We start from the raw sequence: 18,097 nt of genomic DNA on the forward strand, positions 1-18,097 counted from the left end.
GTGCAAACTCACCGGCAGAAAAAAACTTATAACTAGAGTTCATAAAATTTAGGAGGATATTATGGAGGAAGTCACCAAAAAGCCAGTAGAAGTTTTACTGGAGCACTATGCCGAAAGCCATCGCCACCCGATTAACGAAGTTATCCACTGCATTTGCGTTCCAGCAATTATGTGGACGATTTTAGGACTTTTTTGGTCTATCCATCCGCTGGTGGCGGTATCGGTATGCGTAGTTTCCCTAATTTACTACTTTCAGCTTTCCCCTAAGCTGTTCGTCGGAATGTTGATTATGAGCACTATTATGCTCGCTTTGCTGTTTATTTTGCCAAGCAGCACTATTTTGCCGTTGTCGGTCAGCATTTTTGTGGTGGCGTGGATAGGTCAATTTATTGGTCATTATCTTGAGGGGAAAAAGCCGTCATTTTTTGAAGATTTACGCTATTTGCTCATTGGCCCGTTATTTGTATTGGGTTTTTTATATCGAAAATACCAAGTCAGCATTTAATTTTGGGATAATTACGGGCTGACGGTGGAAATTCATCCATTTCATCCCTATTTAACTTAGGTTTTAGCAAACAACATTGTTTTGTCGATTTTTTACGGAGATTCAAATGAAAAAAGTTTTAGCAATAGCAGGATTAGCCACCATCATCGCTTTAACAGGTTGCGCTGTAACGCCTAACTCAGCCAACGTCTATCAAGCGCGTCAAACCCAAGGCGAGCAAAGTGTGCGCATGGGCGTGGTGGAATCGGTACGCAATGTATTGATCGATAAAGGCCAATCTGGTGTCGGCACCTTGGGTGGCGCAGCGCTCGGCGGCTTAGCTGGTAGCACAGTCGGCAAAGGCAATGGATCTGTAGCGGCAGCAATTGGCGGCGCAATCGCGGGTGGATTAATTGGTCAACATGTTGAACAAAACATGAACAACAAACCAGGCTTGGAAATCACCGTTAAGCTCGATAACGGCAACTTAGCTGCAATTACCCAAGATGCCGATGAAGCATTCAATGTAGGTGATCGCGTGCGCTTATTGTCTGACGGCCGCACTACCCGCGTTACACACTAATCGTTATTTTTAGCGATAAAAAAACCGCGCATTATTTTAAATGCGCGGTTTTTTATTGGGCTTAAAAAACTTAGCCGGCCATACTCAACAACATTTCATTCATGCGTTTTACATAGGCGCTTGGATCCGTCAAATTCCCACCTTCAGCCAACATCGCTTGGTCAAATAAAATATTCGACCAATCATCAAACTTAGCTGTCTCGTATTTCAAGCGTTGCACCAATGGATGATCTGGATTGATTTCCAAAATCGGTTTAGAGTCCGGCGCTGTTTGTCCCGCCGCTTTCAACATACGGGCTAAGTTGCCGGATAATTCGTGCTCATCGGCGACCAAACATGCTGGTGAATCGGTCAAACGGAACGTAACGCGCACGTCTTTGGCTTTGCCTTCTAAGGCGGTTTTCATCTTTCCGACCAATTCCACGTAGTCAGTTTGCGTTTGTTCATGCTGCTTTTTCTCGGCTTCGTCTTCCAGCGAACCTAAGTCCAAATTACCTTTGGCCACTGAGGTTAATTCTTTGCCTTCAAACTCGGTCAAGAACGACAACATCCACTCATCCACGCGGTCGGTGAGCAACAAGACTTCCACGCCTTTTTTGCGGAAGATTTCTAAATGTGGGCTGTTTTTTGCCGCAACAAAACTCTCAGCGGTCACATAGTAAATCTTGTCTTGGCCTTCTTTGGCGCGCGACAGATAGTCTGCGAATGACACCGTTTGGGTCTCGCTGTCGTTATGCGTCGAGGAGAAGCGCAGTAATTTGGCGATGCGGTCTTTGTTGGTCGCATCTTCGCCGATACCTTCTTTTAAAACTTGGCCAAATTCTTTCCAGAAGGTTTGGTATTTGTCTTTCTTGTCTTGCTCGTCCGAGTTCGCTAACTCTTCCAACATGCTCAACACACGCTTGGTGGAGCCGTCGCGCATGACTTTGATGTCACGCGATTCTTGTAGAATTTCACGCGATACGTTTAACGGCAAATCCGCCGAATCAATGACACCTTTAACGAAGCGCAAATACACTGGCATTAACTGTTCTGCGTCGTCCATGATAAAAACACGCTTCACGTACAGCTTGATACCGCCGCGCTTATTGCGATCCCATAAATCAAATGGGGCACGCGCTGGGATGTAGAGCAACTGAGTGTATTCGCTGCGGCCTTCGACGCGGTTGTGCGTGTGTGTTAGCGGCGCTTGGAAATCGTGCGAAACGTGTTTATAGAATTCATCGTATTGCTCAGCGGTGATGTCGGCTTTGTTACGCGCCCACAATGCGCTGGCTTGGTTGACGGTTTCAAACTTATCTTTTAAGACCTGTTCTTTTTTCTCGTCGTCCCACTCTTCTTTTTGCATCAGAATCGGCAAGGAGATGTGGTCGGAATAAGTGCGGATGATGGATTTCAATTTCCAGGTTGACAGGAATTCATCTTCGCCTTCGCGCAAATGCAAGATGATGTCGGTGCCGCGGCCTGCTTTGTCGATGTCTTCGATGCTGAAGTCGCCTGCACCTGCGGACTCCCAGCGCACGGCTTGGGTAGCGCCTGCGCGGCGGGTTTCTACAGTGATCTTATCGGCCACAATAAAGCCGGAATAAAAACCAACGCCGAACTGACCAATCATGGCGGCGTCTTTTTGTTGATCGCCGGATAATTTTCCGAAGAATTCTTTGGTGCCTGATTTAGCGATCGTCCCCAAATGCGCAATCGCGTCTTCGCGCGTCATCCCGATACCGTTGTCAGAAATCGTGATCGTGCGAGCGGCCTTGTCGAACGTGACTTTAATGCGCAGATCGGAATCCGATTCGTACAAATCGGCATTATTCATCGCTTCAAAACGCAGTTTATCGGCCGCATCGGAGGCATTCGAAATCAATTCCCGTAAAAAAATTTCTTTATTAGAATACAAGGAATGAATCATTAATTGCAGCAATTGGGTTACTTCTGCCTGAAACCCTAGGGTTTGTTTTTCATGGCCAGCCATAGAAATCCTCTTATAAGTTGTTGAAATTGTTGGTTATGTTTGCTTTCCACAAGTATTGATTGCAAGAAAGCAGCCCGCCTGACATGAGGTTATTTATGCCGTTTTCAAGAGCGGGTAAATAGCAACAGAATCGATTAATTGGTGCTGCGCTGGTTGATTTCGTCTTTTAAAAACTGCCAAACCAAGGGATCGGTCATGGCCGCGACATTGATTCGCATGCGCGACGACGGTTGCTGATTGGGTGAAAACATGCTGCCCGGGGAGAGCAATATGCCTTGCTCGAGCGCGGTTTCAGCCAGCGCATTGGTGTCGCAGCCCGCATCAACCCATAAAAACATTCCCGCCGGTGTAAAAATATCCACTTTTATGCCGATATTTTCCAGTCGTTTGGCGGTCGATAACCGCACTGGATCGAGCTTGCTGCGCACCCGTTCAATGTATTTTCGGTAATGGCCTTCGGAGAGGATTTTGTACACCACGCGCTCGCCAATTTCGGTGGTGGTTAAGGTGGATAACATCTTGCGATCCGATAAGCGGCGCGCTAATTCGTGCGAGGTGGCGATAAATCCGACTCGTAAATTGGCGGCCAATAGCTTAGAAAAGCCGCCTAAATAAATCACCCGATTGAGTTGATCTAAGCTAGCCACGCGCGTCGCGGGTTGGACGCTATTGCCCGGATGCAGATCGCTATAAATGTCGTCCTCCACCACAATGAAATCATGTTGCTCGGCTGCTTTTAACACTTGGAATGCTTTGGCTGCCGACATCGAGGTCGAGGTCGGATTGTGCAAAACTGAGTTGGTGATGTAGAGCTTGGGCTTATGCAACGCCGCCATTTCACATAAAGCCGCAATGTCCGGCCCGTCTTGCTGACGCGGGATGCCGATGACTTTCACGCCCAACACCGCGAACGAGCCAAACATCAAAAACCAAGCCGGATCATCGACCAAAATTGTGTCGCCCGGATGGGTAAATTCCCGCGCTACCAAATCCAACGCTTGCGTCACGCCAGAAGTGGTTACTAACTGTTCGGGCGTGGCAGCGATTTCCAACTCAGCTAAACGTAGTTGCAATTGTTGGCGCAAAGGATAAAAGCCTTGCGGCGTGCCGTAATGCAGCAAAAGATTTTGATTTAAGCGGCTAACCGCGCGCAAGCCGTTGGCGACCAATTCGCCTTCCAACCAATCGTGCGGCAATACGCCTGAACCTGGCATTTTGTGGGGCGGCATTTGGCGAAACATATTTCGCACCAACCACACCACATCCAATTGTTGCGGGTTGGTCGGCGCTTGCGGCGTGGTGGTCAGCGGCGCACGTTCACGCACAAAGAAACCCGAACCGCGCCGCGATTCTAAATAACCGCGCGCGACTAACCGATCATAAGCTTCCACGACGGTAAAGCGCGAGACTTCTTGCGCATCGGCATAACTGCGAATTGACGGCATCCGCGCTCCGGTACGCAGCAGTTTGTCGTCGATTTTGTTCTCAATCATGCGCACGATTTGATCGACCAAGGTTTCGTTGGAATCACGGATTAGGGAGGGACTGGGATTATTCATTGCAGCTCACCGTTTTTTTGATGGTAGGTAGCGCTGGTTACGGCATAAATCGACCAAGACTGTATCGCTCAATTGACCATAACAGCATAAAAATTAACTGAATAACTGTATCGGTACTGTACTGCCCGTGTCAATTAGCATGGCGACATATTTTGAATTATTAATGAGAGACCGCCATGGCCGTTTTACTTCCAAGCAAAGAACAACTTATTTCCGCTGGCAAAATTGTGTATGACGCAATGCCTGCCACACCGCAATATTCGTGGCCGCTAATTAACCAAGCGTTAGAAACCGAGGTGTGGATTAAGCATGAAAATCACACGCCAACAGGAGCGTTCAAAATGCGCGGCGGCTTGGTGTATTTGCATGCCTTGGCTGAGCGCGCCCCTGAAATCAAGCACGTAGTCTCAGCAACGCGCGGCAACCACGGCTTATCAGTTGGCTTTGCCGCCCAACGCCACGGCATGATCGCGCACATCGTGGTTCCACGGGGCAATAGCTCGGAAAAGAATGCCGCCATGCGCGCACTTGGTGTCGATGTAATCGAATTCGGCGATGAATTTCAGGATTGTCGCGAACATGCTGCCAATCTAGCCAAAGCCAACGATTGGCACATGATTCCATCGATGCACCGCGATTTGCTGGCCGGGGTGGCGAGTTATTGGATGGAATTGTTCACAGCCCAACCGGATTTGGATGTGGTGTTTGTGCCGATTGGACAAGGTTCCGGCATTTGCGCGGCGGCAGCAGCCAAACAAGCGCTTGGCTTAAAAACCAAAATCATCGGCGTCGTCTCAGCCCACGCATTGGCTTACAAATCGTCATTTGAAGCCGGTTGTAAGCTCGAAGCACCAGTTTCCACTAAATTAGCCGATGGCTTAGCCTGCCGCGTTCCAGACGACGTATCGCTAGAAATTATCATGAGTTCGGTCGAAAAAATCATCGCGGTAACCGATACCGAAGTCGCAGCGGCCATGAAGTTGCTGTTTACGGCAACGCACAACGTAGCCGAAGGTGCGGGAGCCGCCGCTTTGGCAGGTGCATTGCAGCTTAAAGAGGGATTGAAAGGCTTAAAAGTTGGATTGCCTTTGTGCGGCGGCAATGTCGATGCCAAGCAATTTTCTATCATCATTGGCGCGTGGAATTTTGCTTCAGATGCAACGCAGCCCAAAACGCAGCAGTTTAGTTTTGCCGGCCAGCGCTTTGTCTAAAGCGGCGTTGATTTCGTCCATCGGCAAACATTGATTATCGAAAAATTAATAAGCGGGATTGATTTTGCTACTGTGGGCGAACCACGCTAAATTTAATATGGCAAATCGGCGCGACGCGCTGATAAATCCGATTTTCCTCAGGTCTTGGCAAGCAAATTAGGGGTATTAATCGGGCAGTGTGCGCCGTACAATAGTGATCTTTTGCAACGCGCAGCGCAGCATTCATCGTCAATCTTTGGACTTATTGGAAACCACCATGTCAATCTACCAAAAACTCGCCGCTTTAAACATTGAATTACCTACCGTCGCCGCTCCAGTTGCGGCCTACGTCATGTTCGCACAAACGGGCAATACCGTATTTGTTTCTGGTCACATCGCCAAAAAAGACGGCAAGCCTTGGGTCGGTCAAATCGGTAAAAACATGACGACTGAAGAAGGTAAATTGGCAGCGCGTGCCATTGCGATTGATTTGATCGCCACGGTACAAGCAGCGTGCGGTGGTGATTTAACTCGCGTCAAACGGATTGTTAAATTGATGAGCTTAGTTAATTCCACACCTGACTACACCGAACAACATCTGGTCACCAATGGCGCGTCGGAATTACTCGCCGAAGTATTTGGCGATGCTGGTAAGCACGCTCGTTCGGCCTTCGGTGTCGCGCAAATTCCGATGGGCGCGTGCGTTGAAATTGAATTGATCGTCGAAGTCGCTTAAGCCCAGTCACAACCCAACGAGACACTGCCACGCTGCTGTTTGAGTAATGCCAACCAGCAGCGCATCACAACAATAAAATCACCACATCGCGCCCATGAAACTCAACAACCTCCCAAAAATGGAGTGGAAATTTTCCGCCCGTGCCGAGCAATTAAAAAGCTCCATGATTCGTGAAATTTTAAAAATCACGCAGCGCCCCGAAGTCATTTCATTCGCTGGCGGCCTGCCCTCGACCGATACTTTTCCGGTCGAAAGAATGCGCGCCGCGTTTGATTCCGTTCTAGCTAACTCCGGCAAATCCGCTTTGCAATACGGTCCAACTGACGGGTATTTGCCCTTGCGTGAATACATCGCCGCATCGTTATCCAAAGACGGCACCACGATTGAAGCCGATCAAATCCTAATGACCTCCGGTTCGCAACAAGGCTTGGATTTATTGGGCAAAGTATTGTTGGACGAAGGCAGCAAGGCATTAGTTGAGTCGCCCAGCTACTTAGGCGCGCTGCAAGCATTTTCAGTCTATCGGCCCGAATTTGTTGCGGTAGAAATGGACGAAAACGGATTAATCCCCAGCTCGGTTGCCGCCAAAGGTGCTGGGGCGCGTTTGTTGTATTGCTTACCCAATTTCCAAAACCCAACCGGCCTAACTTTGTCACAGCAGCGCCGCACCGAATTGGTTAAAACCTGCGCCAACCTGGGCATTCCATTATTGGAAGACGATCCATACGGCGCGCTATGCTACCGCGGTGAGCCGATGTCCAAGATGCTGAACATGAATCCCGAAGGCGTGATTTACATGGGCTCGTTCTCCAAAGTGCTCACTCCCGGCATTCGACTGGGTTATGTGGTCGCCCCGCGTACACTGACACGCAAGTTAGAGCAAGCCAAGCAAGCTACCGATTTACATACCGCGCAATTAACGCAAATGGCGGTGTATGAAGTCATTAAAGACGGTTTCTTGGAGCAACATATTCCAACCATACGCGCACTTTACTCCAGCCAATGCGACGTGATGCTGGATGCGTTGAACAAGTTCTTCCCGAAGGGCGTGACGTGGACTAAGCCCGACGGCGGCATGTTTATCTGGGTTAAATTACCCCAACACATCGACAGCATGGCGTTGGCGACCGAATCGATTGCACAGAACGTGGCATTTGTGCCGGGCGTGCCGTTTTATGCGGGTGCGCCAGAAACCAATACCATGCGTTTGAGTTTTGTAACGGTGTCACCGGCGAAGATTTACGAAGGGATAGAGCGCTTGGGTAAATTGATTGCTAGCAAAATGTAAAAATAGCTCCGTGTTGGCATCAAAAAAAAGCACCTGTTTATCCAATAAAACAGGTGCTTTTTTTATCGCTGTGTTACATTAATTGCCAAGGAGAAATTTAAAAATACCGCTATTCTCCTGCTCAGCGCAATTCATGTCAGGTAAGATCATCACTTCAACCGAGGAGATCAACATGGACGACCTAACCCTTTTAGCGACCCAAGTCGGCGCCCTGCTCACCGAAAAAAAATTACTCCTAGCCACCGCCGAATCGTGCACTGGCGGCGGAGTTGCGCATGCCGTGACCGAAATCTCTGGATCATCAATTTGGTTTGAATGCGGCTTCATTACCTATTCCAATTCCTCCAAATCGGAGCTACTCAATATTCCACCGGCCTTGATTGCGCAACACGGTTCGGTTAGCGAAGAAATCGCCGCCGCTATGGCTGAAGGCGCGTTGTCGAATTGCGAAGCGCACGTATCCATTGCGACAACTGGAATCGCCGGACCACACGGCGCAGTGCCCGGCAAACCGGTTGGCACTATTTGCTTTGCCTGGAGCAGCGGAGGAAAAACCTACACCGAGCGCAAATTATTCAGCGGCGATCGTCAATCGGTGCGGCAACAAACCGTCATCCACGCCTTGCGCGGGCTGATTCAATTTTTGTCTTAGGATTTTAGCCAAGTTCCATGCGCTAATCTGGTCGCATTACTCAGCCAGATTGGCGATTGAGTTTTCATAAAGTGGGCGACAAGTTGGCCCGATCAACGCGATCTATACCAAACAAACGGCATTCCAAAATCACCCTTTTTTCGTTCTGCCCAACTCACTGACGGTAATTGTCCTTGATCAAATAATGCCGTCCGTACCAAGCGAAAACCAAGGCCGCCAGCAGCGCAAAGCATGCAAAGAAAAACATCTGGAAGGCTGTCACTGACAATCCGGTATTTTGTATTTTTGCGGTTAGCGCTGCATTTTTCACGCTCGCGTTGGCCAACAAGACCCAAAGATTGCCGATGGTGGTGGATAGATTCCAAAAACTCATAATCACGCCTTTCATTGCTAATGGCGCTTGACTGTAAGCAAATTCCAATCCGGTAGTCGAGACCAGCACTTCACCCATGGTCAACAACGCATAGGGTAAAACTTGCCACGTCACGGACAGCGCGCTGCCCCCGTCCATCACCAACTGCATCAACCCAATTACAATCCACGCAACACCGGCAAACGCGATTCCGCACCCCATGCGACGTAGCGCATTGAATTCCAACCCAAGTCGCTCCAGCATGGGATACAAAACGAAATTATTAAACGGGATTAACAGCATCACCAACAGCGGATTTAAGGCTTGCATTTGCGACGACATAAACCAATCCTGCTTAGTCATCTGATCGGCTTGCACAATCCAGGTAGATGCTTTTTGATCGAACAATGACCAAAAAGGCGTGACCAATGCGAACACCACTAACAACCTCAATACTGCCCGCACGCCATCCACCGCCGCATCAGAATGCACAGCACGTGCCCGTTCCAATTGCAACCACGCGCCCAGACCGCCACAACCCAGCACCACAACCAACGCAAGACATAAGGACGCAACAACCCCGATTTGACCGACCAACAATAAACACGCCAAACCAAACAACACGCCCAATTGCGCTAAGCGCAGACCAAGGCGTGACTGACCTTGCTCACCGATGAGCAACGCTGACTTCACCACCTTAGAAAATGAATCGGGATTCTCCGACTGCGGCGCGATCATCACATAGTTTTTTCGCCCCAGCCAAAAAATAATTGTCGCCATTAGCATCAGCACGCCGGGAATACCAAACGCCACGGCAGCGCCGTATTGCCGCAGAAAAATCGGCATCAATAAGGACGCAAAAAATGAACCAAAATTGATGATCCAATAAAAGCTATCAAACACCTTGCGCGCCAAATGTTTATTGGCTTGATTGAATTGATCACCGACAAACGACGCCACCAAAGGTTTAATACCACCCGATCCCAAGGCAATCAAAAATAGCCCAGTAAAAAATCCATTTCGGTTATTTTCAAAAATCGCCAAACAAGCATGTCCAGCGCAGTACACCAAACTAAGCCACAACACGGTGTGATATTTGCCGAGGTAACGATCGGCCAACCAACCACCTAATAGCGGGAAGAAATACACCCCGATCACAAAGGTATGGAACACCTCTTTGGCCATACCAGCCCGCAGCGATTCCGGCATAGACAGAAACAGGCTGGTTATCAAAAATGAAGTCAGGATATTGCGCATTCCATAAAAACTGAAACGCTCACAACCTTCATTGGCAATGATGTACTTGATTTGCTTGGGCATCGCGCTCGCTGGCGCTGTCGAGGGATTAGCGGCTGAATTCGGTTCAAAAGACATCGTGGACGCTCCGATAGTTAGGTTAATTTCAGCGCTCCCAAAACTGGCCGATCGAGAGCGGAACTAAATAATCCAAATAGCTTAGCAATTTAGTATTAAATAGATTTTTCAACAATACTTATCGGAGCAGTGCAAATTACAACAACACTGTTTATTTTTACAGTTACTGGTTGCATGTACAGTATTTTGCGATTAATATTACTTCACAGCACTTAACTTTGACTAAAAACAGGGGAAGAAAACATGGCTTACATTAATTCATCGTTTCAATCACAACCAAGCATGAGCGGCACCTCCAACGCCTTTAGTTTTAATCATGCGCCTATCAATAACTCGTTTTTGGTACGCATTGGGCAGCGCGAAGTCAGTGTTTGCCGCGATTTCCGCAAACGTTTTTATCCAACCAATCCAATTATTGAATGCCGCGCAGGCGTCAGCCCTGGGCATGTTGAAATTTTGTTGATGCGTAGCTGGTTGATCGTGTTTTCTAGAGCGCAGGCATAAAGCCAAGTCGCCGAGTGCGGTTATTGAATGCGGTTATTGAATGCAGTTATTGAATGCAGCCATTGCAACGGCATGTCCAGATCACGCGAACAACTCAGCGCCTTGTGCGCCAGCGCATGAAGAATCTCAGCTGATTGCTTGAAGAATCATGTTGAGTTCTTCTTTGGTGTATGCAATTAATTGTTCGCTTTTTTCTAAATTCAATGACAAGCGCGCCAGCGAACTGGGAAGCTCTTCCCAATTAATTGTTTGTTTTGAGCGCTCATCAAAATGCGCATCCAATAGATCAGCCGCCACGATCAAATCGGTTAAATCGGCGACTCCCGTATGGTTATAGTCAGGATTGCCGAAGTTTTGCACTGCACTACGTATGTCTTCGGGAATATCCCAATTTTCCAAGATTGCCGCGCCAATACTGGAATGCCACGCATCCACCACATTCCACAACGCTTTTTGCGACGTGAATAGCGATTGGTAGTAACTGGCGCGATTCAAAATATAAAACTTACCCACATCGTGTAATAAGCCCGCAAGCATCGCACTATCAGGATTCAATTTGCTGATGTGTTTGGCTAATACGTAGGATGAAGACGCCACCCGCAAGCTGCGATTCCACAATCCTTCCATCAATTGCGATATTTCGCCTTTAGATTGATGTTCACTGAGCTGCTTCATTCCTACGGTAATCGTTAAATTACGCACTTTGGCAAAGCCAAGTCGCATCGTCGCGGTGCGTAAATCGGTGGTCGGTTTGCCAGTCGTATTAAACGCGGCGGAATTACTTAACTTGAGCACTTGGGCGGACAACACAGGCTCGGTTCCGACGATACGCGCCAAGCTGTCGTTAGAAATATTTTCTTGCGAAATAGCGCGCCGGATATTCATGGTGGCGTTGAGCGAGGTAGGAAAAATTAACACAGGCGATGAAAGATCGGCCGTTAAGCCTTCGATAAATTCAAATTCCGTGTTTTTATTGCCTCGTGTCATACTTCCCTGCCCTCAGTTATTTGCCCACAAAACGATTCAACCCGACGCCGCCACAACGATTGCAGCGCCAGTAATTTACCTAGTTTAGGCGATGGAATGAATTGTTAAAGGGACATTGGGACACGGGTTATCTTTTTTATCGTTTCGGAACTTGCATTTAATCTGTTTGCACCAATCTTGTTTCTCTAACGCAATATAACTGTTGTTCGCCTCAAGACCACTAACCAGCAAGGATGAATCATGACCATTTCTATGTACAACGCTTCTGTTCCGGTTTTTAAACAAATGCTCAACAGCATGAGCCATGTGCTGAGCAAAGCCGAAGCACACGCTGCGGAAAAAAAGATCGATCCAGCCGTATTCTTACAAGCTCGCCTGTATCCCGACATGTTTCCTCTGCTGCGCCAAGTGCAAATCGCCGCCGATTTTGCCAAAGGTGTATCAGCGCGCCTAGCCAACGTTGAAGTGCCGGCCTACGACGACAGCGAGACGACCTTCGCCGATTTACACGCACGCATTAAAACGACCTTGGCATTTATCGAATCCATTACGCCCGCACAGTTTGACGATGCAGCGGAGCGCGAAATCATCACCCGCCCTGGAACACCAAAAGAGAAAAAATTCACCGGTTTATCTTATTTACTGACTTATGGATTGCCACAATTCTTTTTCCATGTAACAACAACCTATGCAATTCTGCGTCATAACGGCGTGGAAGTTGGCAAGGGTGATTACATGGGCCTATAACCAGATCCGTTTTTCGCGCCAGTAGCGAAAATTCCACACTGTAAAAAGCGTAACGAGAAAGTTTCTTCTCATTACGCTTTTTTGTTTTTGCGCCTATAGTGATTCAACAAACCCTGATTCGATAACAAATACTTGTTTTATTTTAATTATGGTAAAAACAATGGTCGTTGGCGTTACTACTCGAAGCCCGAAAGTTCACTTGGGTAACTAAGCAAGTATCTGTATCAAATTGACATAAGTATTTAGTTGTCTGAGCGTTACAATTCGCAGCGAAATAGTTCCTGCAGGCAACTTTGCCTTCAATTTGATTTAGAAGCACACAAATTTATGTTTACACCTGTCCGCAACACTTTCCGTTTCATCTTGCTGCTCTTGGCGGCCGTTTCTATTCACTCCCACGCTGAAACCGGCGTTACCAACAATTCCATCACCGTTGGTCAATCGGCCGCCTTGACCGGACCCGCTCAACAACTAGGAATCGGGATGCGCGACGGGGCGCAGGCATATTTTGATTTTGTTAATGCACAAGGCGGCGTCAACGGTCGCCAAATCAAGCTAATCAGCTTGGATGACGGCTACGACCCAGACAAAGCTACCGCCAATACCAAGCAATTGATCGACAAAGAAAATGTGTTTTCCTTGTTCGGTTACGTCGGAACAGCCACCTCGAATGCAGCTTTACCATTGGTAAACCGCGCTAGTATTCCATTCTTTGCACCTTTAACCGGTGCGCAATCCTTGCGTGAACCGTTTAATCGCAACATCTTCACCATTCGCGCTAGCTATTTTGAAGAAACTGAAAAAATCATCCAACACAGCACGACGCTGGCGATTAATCGAGTGGCCGTGTTTTATCAAAACGATGCATACGGCAAAGCTGGTTTAGAAGGCGTGACCAGGGCGCTGAAACAACGCCAGATTGAAGTCTTGGCAGTGGCAACCGTTGAACGCAATAGTACTGACGTGGCTAAAGCCGTTAGTGAAATTCGGAAAAGTAATCCCCAAGCGGTGGTAATGGTGTCGGCCTATAAATCGTGCGCGGCGTTCATTCGCGAAATGAAAAAATATAACGATGTAAATCCCATTTTTTGGAACATTTCCTTTGTCGGCACCCAAGCGCTTTCGTCTGAATTAGGCAATGAAGGACGCGGCGTAATGATTTCTCAAGTTGTGCCAGCGCCTTGGGATGATGTCACTGAAGTGGTGAAAGAATATAAAAAGCTGTATTTAACCAAACCAGATCGGCAAGTTGACTACAACAGCTTGGAAGGATTTATCGCCGCGAAAGTATTTGTGGAAGGCTTAAAACGAGCTGGCAATAATTTAACGCGCGACGGTTTTATCCGCGCGCTCGAAGGCATTAGCAAATACAACGTTGGTGGATTCGAAGTGAAATTCAGCCCAACCAACCACAACGGATCTCATCTGGTCGATTTAACGGTAATCGGTAAAGACGGCAAATTAATGCATTGATTTGCCAAGTCGACTGGCAGCGCACTTGCGCTGTGATCTATTCATCGCGCAAACAAACATGGCATCCAAAACGCGATGCCATTTTTTACCTATTACGAACCGACAATGCCCGCCGCGATATTAATCGACAATCCCAGCACCGCCATATTGAACCAAAAACTCAGTACCGATTGCACCAGCGCGGTTTTTCGAATCACACGTGAAGTCAACGACACATCCGAAGTTTGGGCGGCAACGGCGATTGTGAACGAGAAGTAGAGAAAATCCCAATACGTTGGTTGCAAATGCACATCAGGAAAGCGCAAAGCGCGTTGCGCTGTCGGCGACCGGTAATACAGCTTGGCGTAGTGAAAGGTAAAAATCGTGGCAATGAAAAACCACGATCCAAGCACCGTCGCCACGGTAATTAAGTAGTGCCACAGTTTATGCGCGGGCGTTAGATCCTTCATCGCTCCCAACTCCAACACAATTGCGGCCAAACTCGCCATCGCCGCCACCGACATGATGGCGACGATCGCGACATCTGCGTTATCTTCTTGCTCGGCCAAGCCCGCTATTTTTTCAACAGTGGCATGCGCCATCAACCAAAACATCAAGACTAAATACGACCACGTTGCGACGTTCCAACCAAATAGAACGCGCGACAGCAACGTCCAACCTTGAGGTAATAACAAGGTTAGCAAGGCCGCAAAAGCAAATGCGCCGAAGAGTCTGGGCCGACTTTTAATCACAACACCGATCATTTTTTTCATTTTTATCAAATTAAAGTCAAATTACTGTTAAGCGCCAAATGCAGCATGGCATTTCTAACGCTATTCCATGAATTAATCTTACTTTTTTAACGTAATATTGATTAACCCGATGGGGATATGAAACTTTTACTGCCGAATTGATATGGTTGGGCTTACTTGGTTTTAAGGCATCGTCGAACGTGCTTCGGCAACTCACCATTACTTAGCCGCAGCACACCGCATTTTAACAAGTTGTCTATTGTCAGCAAGTTCTTACAAAGACGATCCTGCACAAATACTCGCAATTTAAAGAGGTTATTGTGGAATTACTTACACTGTTTGGCCGTTCAGACTACAAGGCACGTGATTTACAGCTGTTTAACGATGTTGAGCAACACGACTTAGATATCATCACTAAAACCTTAAGCGCCAGTTGCGTCATGCTGGTCAACGCCGGGCAAGCCGTGATTTCGGCGCATACCACGGATAACCGGCTCTACATCGTGTTAAGTGGCAAACTAGAAGTGGTCTCCAACGAGCATAACGGTTCAACTTCAACCAATTTGCAATACTCGGTGGGCGAATGCGTCGGCGAATTATCGGTGTTAGACGAAGAAGACCAGCCGCATACCGTTATCGCCGTTGAGCGTAGTGAATTATTGGTCATCGAGGCAGATACGCTTTGGAATTTGATCGACAACGTTGATGGCGTGGCGCGCAATTTATTGCGCCTGCTGTCGTTTCGCATTCGTACCACCAACGCGCTACTACGTCGCCGTCATAAAGTCGGTGAATTCTATCGGCAAATGTCGATGATTGATGGCTTAACTGGAATTCAAAATCGGTCTTGGCTCAACAGCCAATTTCCGCAAATGATCGAACATGCCCACGCTACCGGCAATTCTCTATCCATCATCATGGCCGACCTCGATCACTTCAAAGAATTTAACGATAAATACGGCCATATCGTCGGCGACGATGCCATTCAAAGTGCCGCAAAAATTTTAAATTCAACCTTACGCCCGACCGATTTTGCGGTGCGCTTCGGCGGGGAAGAATTGCTGGTCATCTTGCCCGATACCGAGAATCAAGATTGCTTTACCGTCGCCGAACGGCTGTGCAATAAGCTAGAACAAACCAGTATTTTTTCCGATACAAGGCGACCTTTGCCCCACATCACCGCATCCTTTGGTGTTGCGACGTTAGCCGATGGACAGGACTTATCTTCCTTTATCGAAGCTGCCGATGCCGCGCTGTATCGCGCTAAAAATGCCGGGCGCAATCGGGTTTCGTTCTAAAGTCTCCCGCTGCCTCATTCCACATCCTGCAAATAAAAAACCGTTCAGATCGCAAAATCTGAACGGTTTAAAAGTACGACGATGATATTAATCGTGCTTACACCAGTCTCTTAGAACTTATAGCCTAATGAGAACTGCGTCACCATTGGATTCAACTTAGCCGATGCAGACTGACCAGTTGACAAAGTCGTGGTTGTTTTCACGTACGATTTGTTCACCGATGCATCCACATACCACTGTTTGTTAAACCACGCTGTAAAACCCATCTGTGGAGTTGCTCCCCAAGTGTCTTTTACTTGGAAGGTTGTTGGCGCACCGCCAGGATTAGTAATCGCGGTCAAAACAGCCGAACCAGTTTCACCTTGGAAATGCACGTAAGAAACGCCTAAACCAAGATAAGGACGGAACGCTTCATTCGCACCCATGAAGTGATACTGCAAAAACGCTGTTGGCGGCAATTGCTTCACTGTACCAAGAACGCCAGTACCCTGAATCGAACCTGCACCGTAGATGTCATGCTTTAACGGAATACCGCCATAGACTTCCACCGCGATATTATCGGTAAACATATACGTACCAGTGAGCAAGATGGTTCCCGCAGCACCAACGTTAATTTTGGTATTCGGTAAGCTTGGCGCGGATAAATTTCCGCTTGTGACGTTAGGGTCAAAATAAGCATAACCCGCTTTGACCATAATCGAACCCGCTTCTTGCGCCATCACGCCTGCACTCGCGGAAGCCAATAACGCACAGCCTAACAATTTGACGATTTGTTTCATTTTCTTATCTCCAATTCTTTTAATTGAGCTCTGAGTCTATCGACTAGGCGCTTTTTATAACCAACCTTTGATCGCCATTTGTGCAGCGACGTAACGGGCTAACAGAAGGTTGCCGTATGGTGTTGGGTGAACTAAATCGGCAAATAAGTAATGACTAACATCGCCTCCGATGACATTGCTACCGTTACAGACCAAGGATGAACCAAACGAGGTCGGGGTAGCTAGAGGGTTGACGCCATAATTCAAATTACAAGCGGTAGCTGTGGTATTGCTCAAACCGTAAATCGCAGGGTTTTTAATTTGATCAGCGGAGACAGTATTTGCATCCACAATCAATACATTTGGACTAGTTAAATTAGCGGTCAGTTGACCATTAAAGGTTTTCACCATGGCAGCAAACAACGCTTGAGTACCTGGCGCAACCGACTCACCCAAAACGCCTTGCGGAGTCAAATCAATCGCTGGGACATTCACGACAACCACGTACTTAGCACCATTGCCCAGCACGAGATTGTTGATGTAGCCAGACAATTCAGCCGCCGCTTTACCAACTGCTGTCACAGCTTGGGTTGGCGTAAACGAAGCGCTGATTGAAGCTGCATTCATGAAAATATCATTCGCGCCAGCCAATACGAAAACAACTTCGTTGCCGGAGAATTTGCCACCATGCGCTGCCAAATGGTTTTGAATTTGAGTGATCACAGGAACCGTCAACGCGCCAACTGGGCTACCCAGTAATGCATTGCTTGGGCCGACTGGATTAGTAACCCGTGAGCCACCTTGCGCGTAATTGGTGCAAGCAGGATTAGTAACCACTGGGACATTAAAACCTAAGCTAGCTTGACCATTCAAACCTGTTTCGTAAGGACAAGGTGCGGCCAAACCTAGAGTGCCGGCCATTAATTCAGTCCAATTGGTTGGTGCTGGCGCACCGCCAGCGAGGGTTGCATTAACAGTGAAGCGACCGCCGCCGAGGGCTTTAATCGTTCCAACATTGTAAGTACCCAAGTCGCTTAAGCTGTCGCCGAAGGTAACTTCGGAAGAAAATTGAACTTTTGGGTTGGGATTGGCAGCGGTTGAACCGCTAATTCCACCACCGCCGCCGCAGCCAGCTAACGTGACCGCGATTGCAGCCGCCACACCCAAAGCGAATTTATTTTGACGCATGTTTGTCTCCTAATTTTGAATATTCTAAGAAAGGACGTTGAATTCGATTCCACGCCTTTTCTAGCTCTATGGCTTCAACTACTTAATTCTGCGCGCTACCCTTTTTTGTATGAGTATTTGCGCACAGATAGTTATTACAAAACAACAAAGAAAAGTGCTATTGAACGTTTCCTGTTGAGGCGATTATGTCATCAGGGTATTAAGTTGCCTAGAGAGAA

Annotated in this window: 17 protein-coding genes; 10 read left to right on the forward strand and 7 right to left on the reverse strand. The window is 47.8% G+C overall.

Annotated elements, in window-relative coordinates; genetic code table 11:
- The first annotated feature begins 61 nt into the window (after positions 1-61).
- Complete coding sequence (locus tag E2I14_RS14955) at positions 62-505, forward strand: Mpo1 family 2-hydroxy fatty acid dioxygenase (protein ID WP_133329966.1); 444 nt, start codon at positions 62-64, stop codon at positions 503-505.
- 106 nt (positions 506-611) lie between these two features.
- On the forward strand, positions 612-1,067 hold the full coding sequence (locus E2I14_RS14960; RefSeq protein WP_133329968.1) for an outer membrane lipoprotein: 456 nt from the start codon (positions 612-614) through the stop codon (positions 1,065-1,067).
- A 70-nt stretch (positions 1,068-1,137) separates the two neighbouring features.
- Here the strand turns inward: E2I14_RS14960 and htpG are convergent, their stop codons facing one another.
- Together htpG and E2I14_RS14970 are read right to left on the reverse strand one after the other, a co-directional pair.
- Positions 1,138-3,042 (reverse strand): molecular chaperone HtpG, encoded by a 1,905-nt coding sequence (htpG, locus tag E2I14_RS14965; protein WP_133329970.1) that lies wholly within the window; start codon positions 3,040-3,042, stop codon positions 1,138-1,140.
- A gap of 134 nt (positions 3,043-3,176) precedes the next feature.
- Entirely contained in the window at positions 3,177-4,601 is a 1,425-nt protein-coding gene (locus tag E2I14_RS14970) for an aminotransferase-like domain-containing protein (RefSeq protein ID WP_133329972.1), read from the reverse strand.
- A 176-nt stretch (positions 4,602-4,777) separates the two neighbouring features.
- Between E2I14_RS14970 and E2I14_RS14975 the strand changes: the two genes are divergently transcribed.
- From E2I14_RS14975 to E2I14_RS14990, 4 genes are all read left to right on the forward strand, one after another.
- Entirely contained in the window at positions 4,778-5,812 is a 1,035-nt protein-coding gene (locus E2I14_RS14975) for a threonine dehydratase (RefSeq protein WP_133329974.1), read from the forward strand.
- 256 nt (positions 5,813-6,068) lie between these two features.
- Positions 6,069-6,527 carry a RidA family protein gene (locus E2I14_RS14980; protein WP_133329976.1) on the forward strand — a complete coding sequence of 153 codons (459 nt, stop codon included), beginning with the start codon at positions 6,069-6,071 and terminating at the stop codon, positions 6,525-6,527.
- Between the two features lie 94 nt (positions 6,528-6,621).
- Entirely contained in the window at positions 6,622-7,815 is a 1,194-nt protein-coding gene (locus tag E2I14_RS14985) for an aminotransferase-like domain-containing protein (protein ID WP_133329978.1), read from the forward strand.
- Between the two features lie 172 nt (positions 7,816-7,987).
- Entirely contained in the window at positions 7,988-8,467 is a 480-nt protein-coding gene (locus E2I14_RS14990) for a CinA family protein (RefSeq protein WP_133329980.1), read from the forward strand.
- A 154-nt stretch (positions 8,468-8,621) separates the two neighbouring features.
- On the opposite strand, the gene E2I14_RS14995 is transcribed toward E2I14_RS14990, so the two are convergent.
- Entirely contained in the window at positions 8,622-10,193 is a 1,572-nt protein-coding gene (locus tag E2I14_RS14995; RefSeq protein ID WP_227544757.1) for a POT-type proton-dependent oligopeptide transporter, read from the reverse strand.
- A 243-nt stretch (positions 10,194-10,436) separates the two neighbouring features.
- On the opposite strand from E2I14_RS14995, the gene E2I14_RS15000 reads away from it, so the two are divergent.
- Positions 10,437-10,697 (forward strand): hypothetical protein, encoded by a 261-nt coding sequence (locus tag E2I14_RS15000; RefSeq protein WP_227544758.1) that lies wholly within the window; start codon positions 10,437-10,439, stop codon positions 10,695-10,697.
- Positions 10,698-10,823: 126 nt separating this feature from the next.
- Here E2I14_RS15000 and E2I14_RS15005 read toward each other — a convergent pair whose 3' ends face one another.
- On the reverse strand, positions 10,824-11,684 hold the full coding sequence (locus E2I14_RS15005; RefSeq protein WP_133329982.1) for an HDOD domain-containing protein: 861 nt from the start codon (positions 11,682-11,684) through the stop codon (positions 10,824-10,826).
- Positions 11,685-11,924: 240 nt separating this feature from the next.
- Between E2I14_RS15005 and E2I14_RS15010 the strand changes: the two genes are divergently transcribed.
- Positions 11,925-12,431, forward strand: a complete 507-nt coding sequence (locus E2I14_RS15010) for a DUF1993 domain-containing protein (protein WP_133329984.1) — start codon at positions 11,925-11,927, stop codon at positions 12,429-12,431.
- Between the two features lie 327 nt (positions 12,432-12,758).
- Positions 12,759-13,904, forward strand: a complete 1,146-nt coding sequence (locus E2I14_RS15015) for an ABC transporter substrate-binding protein (protein ID WP_133329986.1) — start codon at positions 12,759-12,761, stop codon at positions 13,902-13,904.
- 92 nt (positions 13,905-13,996) lie between these two features.
- Here the strand turns inward: E2I14_RS15015 and E2I14_RS15020 are convergent, their stop codons facing one another.
- The gene (locus tag E2I14_RS15020) at positions 13,997-14,656 is read right to left on the reverse strand and encodes a DUF1345 domain-containing protein (protein ID WP_133329989.1); all 660 of its coding nucleotides are present in this window, start codon (positions 14,654-14,656) and stop codon (positions 13,997-13,999) included.
- Between the two features lie 299 nt (positions 14,657-14,955).
- Between E2I14_RS15020 and E2I14_RS15025 the strand changes: the two genes are divergently transcribed.
- Positions 14,956-15,933 carry a GGDEF domain-containing protein gene (locus tag E2I14_RS15025; RefSeq protein WP_133329991.1) on the forward strand — a complete coding sequence of 326 codons (978 nt, stop codon included), beginning with the start codon at positions 14,956-14,958 and terminating at the stop codon, positions 15,931-15,933.
- A gap of 110 nt (positions 15,934-16,043) precedes the next feature.
- Here E2I14_RS15025 and E2I14_RS15030 read toward each other — a convergent pair whose 3' ends face one another.
- Positions 16,044-16,712, reverse strand: coding sequence for an OmpW/AlkL family protein (locus E2I14_RS15030; protein WP_133329993.1), 669 nt, complete (start codon positions 16,710-16,712; stop codon positions 16,044-16,046).
- Positions 16,713-16,766: 54 nt separating this feature from the next.
- A complete protein-coding gene (locus tag E2I14_RS15035; protein WP_133329995.1) occupies positions 16,767-17,879 on the reverse strand; it encodes an SGNH/GDSL hydrolase family protein in 1,113 nt (370 codons plus the stop codon).
- Positions 17,880-18,097 lie beyond the last annotated feature (218 nt).

The sequence above is a fragment of the Sapientia aquatica genome (genome assembly GCF_004358105.1).
Classification (GTDB): domain Bacteria; phylum Pseudomonadota; class Gammaproteobacteria; order Burkholderiales; family Burkholderiaceae_D; genus Solimicrobium; species Solimicrobium aquaticum.